Origin of the sequence: Desulfosporosinus sp. I2, from assembly GCF_000960765.1 — a bacterium.
Classification (GTDB): domain Bacteria; phylum Bacillota; class Desulfitobacteriia; order Desulfitobacteriales; family Desulfitobacteriaceae; genus Desulfosporosinus.
This window is the reverse complement of record NZ_JYNH01000231.1, coordinates 1-4,160: the sequence shown is the minus strand read 5'-3', so window position 1 is coordinate 4,160 and position 4,160 is coordinate 1. Positions and strand designations below refer to the sequence as shown.

Below are 4,160 nucleotides of genomic sequence, written 5' to 3'. Positions count from 1 at the left end.
GAATCACTAAACTTAGGAGGTGATTCCAAATGGAACAATACGACAGAAATATCAAAGTAGTAATGGATTTCCTTAAAGCCAAAAATTATAGTGCTTCTGTTATTAGCCTGCACCGACTATGCTATAGGGAATTCAAGGAGTATCTTCATCAGAATGAATTATCATACTCCTTTGAGAAATCAAACAAATGGTTGGAAAACAATAAGGATACATGGGATTACAGGAGATATACTGGATGGAAACATTGTCTTGACCAACTGAACGATGTATGTCAAAACCAATTTATATCTCTGGATCATCTTGGTCCACACGCTTCCGCATATGCTCTATTGTCTTCTACCTTAAGAAATGAAATCGATGAGTTCCTTACTTATGGGCTGATGTATTCTAAAGATTCAAGGTATCGTATTTCCTGCTCCAGATTCATGCTGTACCTTGAAGAGAAGGGATTAACAAGTATCAAACAACTTAATTATGATATTCTCCTTACCTTTCATGAGGAAGATTATCATAGGTCTGCAAAGTCAAAAGATGTTTATGAAGACCTAATCAGAGCATTGTTGCGATATCATGCATCGAAAGGGCGATGCGCTTATGGACATGCTCTTGCTTTGAATAAGATGCTTATTCATCAGATCATCACCATCGACCAAACAGAAATCTTTGCTACCCTAGATAAAGATGGCTATTCTGTCACCTGGCAGGATATAGAAACATTTCTAATTGCAATGAAAGAAATTGGCTATGCGGGAAGTGTGTTGAAATATACAAAACACATCCTGACACTGCTATATATATTTCTTGACATGAATCAGCTTCTGCTAAATGACGATATCCTTTGGTTATGGTTTAAGGCTGTAAAACCCTCGTTGAAGAGTAACTGGAAACAGGCGAGACGGAGCTTAACTCAGTATCTTTTGTATATAAAAAGTGGCGAGATTGTAACAAATGTAACCGGATCCCCTTATGCAGTGTCATCCATTGAAAAACTGCCAGAATGGATTCAGAATCCATTAAGCGATTATCTTGGCCTGCTGAAGCGTGAGGGCTGGAAAAAATCAACTATAGCAATGCAAAAATCTAGCAATCTTAGATTTGGCCAGTACCTTCAGCACACCAACATCAACGGTTTTGATAAAGTAACATCGGAAGTATTACGAGCATTTAACCAGCAGGATGTACATTCAACACCCGAAGGAAAAGCCGCTTATAACTGTCGTATCCGAGGTTTCATCATTTATCTAAATGAGCAGGGACTGATTTCAAATCCTTTTTTATATAAAGCCCTTCCGGCTATATCGGCTCCAAGCACCAGAATTGTAAGGGTTCTGTCAGACGAAGAAATAAATGACATCTGGTCTGTCGACATCAATCAGCTTTCACCAAAAGCCCTACGGGATTATGCAATCGTATGTATCGGCTTGGGTATGGGGTTCCGGGCATCTGATATAGCAAGCATTCGTTTTCAGGACATAAATTGGAAACAGCGCAGTATTAGCCTGGTACAACAGAAAACTGGAAAAGCGATTTCTTTGCCAATGTTGGTTAGGATAGGGAATATCCTGTTTCGATATCTTCGGGATGCAAGACCTAAAAGCAACAGCGCATACGTTTTCATTAAACATGAAACTCCATATGATAAACTTGATCGCGGGGTATGTCGCAGAGCATTAATCCGTATTCTCCCTGAACGCGAAACATCAAACAAAGGCTTTCATGTGGTAAGAAAAACATTTGCCACAAACCTACTGAGGGGAAACACCAAGGTTGAACTCATTTCGGATTCATTAGGACATTCAACCGACAGTACGGTTCTTAAGTATCTTTCATTAGATGAAGAACGTATGAGGTTGTGCCCACTTTCCTTAAAAGAGATTGGCATCTCCTGGAAAGGAGGCGCGTTTAATGCATAAGCATTATGAATACTCCAGCGTTTTTGCAGACTTTATAGCATCATATATTTCTGAACGTAGAAATGCCGGATTTATGTTTGATAATCCAGCGTATTGGCTGTACCGTTTTGACCAGTTCTGTGTTGACAGTAAGATAACAGAACCTTTCCTAACAAAAGAACTCTTTGATTCGTGGTCAATACTAAGTCCGACAGAAACTAAAACGACACAGAATAATCGGCTGACATCATTACGCTGCTTTGGCGTGTATCTAAATACTATTGGCATTTACAGCTATGTTCCTCATATGTTGCCGAAGGCTGAGAAAACAGTACCTTACCTAATGGATGATCAGGATGTTCAGTCTTTTTTTGAACAAGTTGATGCCTATAGTTCGCTTGCACTGGTTGATTCTTTTGAACGTTTGGCTGTCGAATACAAGGTGTTGTATCGGTTGCTTTATTGTTGTGGTCTGCGAAATTCAGAAGCCTGTTCACTAAGAGCAGACGATGTTGACATCATCAACGGTACACTCACTATTATCCATTCAAAGGGCGATAAGGATCGTATTGTATATCTTTCAGAAGATGTCCGTCTGCTTTGCAATAATTATCAGAAATGGCTTAAGGACAGGATGCCAGTGCAATCCGAGTGGTTTTTTCCGGGAAAAAACCCAGAAAAACATATCCCAAAAACCTCCGTAGATCGTAAATTCAACGAATTCTGGAATGGAACGGAAAAGTCGAAAAACTGTGATAAAAAGCCAACTGTCCATTGTCTGCGTCATGCATTCGTTATTAAAAGAATGAATATCTGGATGGAAGATGACATTGACCTTCAGGTTATGATGCCTTATCTTAGTAATTACCTGGGACACAAAGGTCCCATAGAAACGTATTATTATTACCATCAGGTTGAAGAAGCCTTTAAAACAATACGACGTAAAGATAAGATATCTGCCTCCGTTATTCCGGAGGTGCCTGTAGAATGAAAAAGAGAAACTATGATCAGCTGTTCTTTTCTAAAACAAGGGATTTTCTGGATATCTATCTTGAGAAACAATGCAGCCGCAGTCCACATACCGTAAAATCCTATCGAGATGCATTGACTGTATTTCGCAGATATGTCCAGAACCAGAGACTGTCTATAAGAGACTTTGGTTTCGAAGACTGCACCCGTGATTTTATGCTTGGATTTTTGGAGTATCTGCAGAAAGGGGGATATGAAAATGCTTCCTGTAATCAAAGACTTGCTGCAATTAAATCTTACCTTTGGTATGTAGCTGATGGTGATATAACCCAACAACAGACTGCACTGGCGGTTTCACATGTACCTTTTTTAAGAAATCCAGAAAAAGAAAAGGAAATGTTGAGCGAAGAATGCCTGAAAGCAATCCTATTGGCACCAGGGAACAGCAAGATTGGTATCCGTGATACAACAATAATGGTGGTCTTATATGATTCTGCAATACGTTTAAGCGAGCTCTTAAATCTGAAGCCTTCCGACGTAAATCTGAAGAAAGCAACGCCTTATCTGCGAATCCATGGAAAAGGTGATAAAGAGAGAATCGTGTCTATCTCCGATAATACTGTGAGTCATTTAAAACGCTACATTGATCAATACCATGGGAAAAGTGCTCCCAATACAGGGTACCTATTTTACACAGTAATACATGGACATTCTAATGCAATGTCCCCTGGTAATATCGAGAGGCTTATCAATAAGTATGCTGAAAAGATACGCCCCGAGCATCCGGATTTACCTCAAAAGGTCCATCCACATATGTTTCGTCGTACGAGAGCCACTAATCTCTATCAGAGTGATGTGGAACTTGAACTTGTTTCCAGAATACTAGGCCATGCATCAACCCAAACAACAAGAATTTATGCAAAACCGTCGCTGGAAATGATAAAGGCAGCAATGGATAAAAGCTGTGGATATGCTGATGCAGAAGAACCTTTATGGCCGGATGATGAAGATGAATTGGCCCAGTTTTTTGGGTTAAGGTAGAAGTGGTTATCCTCATCTTTTTGAATGAAAACCGAATAGTTATGAGGCTGATTGCAAAAGATGAGGATAAAAATATCCTGTATATAATGTAGCTAATCCGTATATGAGAATAAGCTACGGAATCCGTGATAAGAGGCTTTTGCATTGGCAAACGTAACTGGCACTTAATTGATACGATCAATGGTGCTAAGGCGAGTGCCATCGCTTACAGCATTGCTGAGACTGCTAAAGCCAATAATCTCAAGCCGTATCAGTACT

3 protein-coding genes are annotated in these 4,160 nt (G+C 39.7%); all 3 read left to right on the top strand.

The annotated features are described in order from the left end of the window. Positions 1-29: 29 nt before the first annotated feature. The 3 genes from UF75_RS24940 to UF75_RS24930 are packed head-to-tail and all read left to right on the top strand — an operon-like array spanning position 30 to position 3,902. Positions 30-1,913 (top strand): tyrosine-type recombinase/integrase, encoded by a 1,884-nt coding sequence (locus UF75_RS24940; RefSeq protein WP_045577219.1) that lies wholly within the window; start codon positions 30-32, stop codon positions 1,911-1,913. Then, positions 1,906-2,883, top strand: coding sequence for a tyrosine-type recombinase/integrase (locus tag UF75_RS24935; protein ID WP_045577218.1), 978 nt, complete (start codon positions 1,906-1,908; stop codon positions 2,881-2,883). The genes UF75_RS24940 and UF75_RS24935 overlap by 8 nt, the downstream gene beginning before the upstream one ends. Continuing rightward, complete coding sequence (locus UF75_RS24930) at positions 2,880-3,902, top strand: tyrosine-type recombinase/integrase (protein WP_045577217.1); 1,023 nt, start codon at positions 2,880-2,882, stop codon at positions 3,900-3,902. Before UF75_RS24935 ends, UF75_RS24930 begins: the two co-directional genes overlap by 4 nt. The last annotated feature ends 258 nt before the right edge of the window (positions 3,903-4,160 follow it).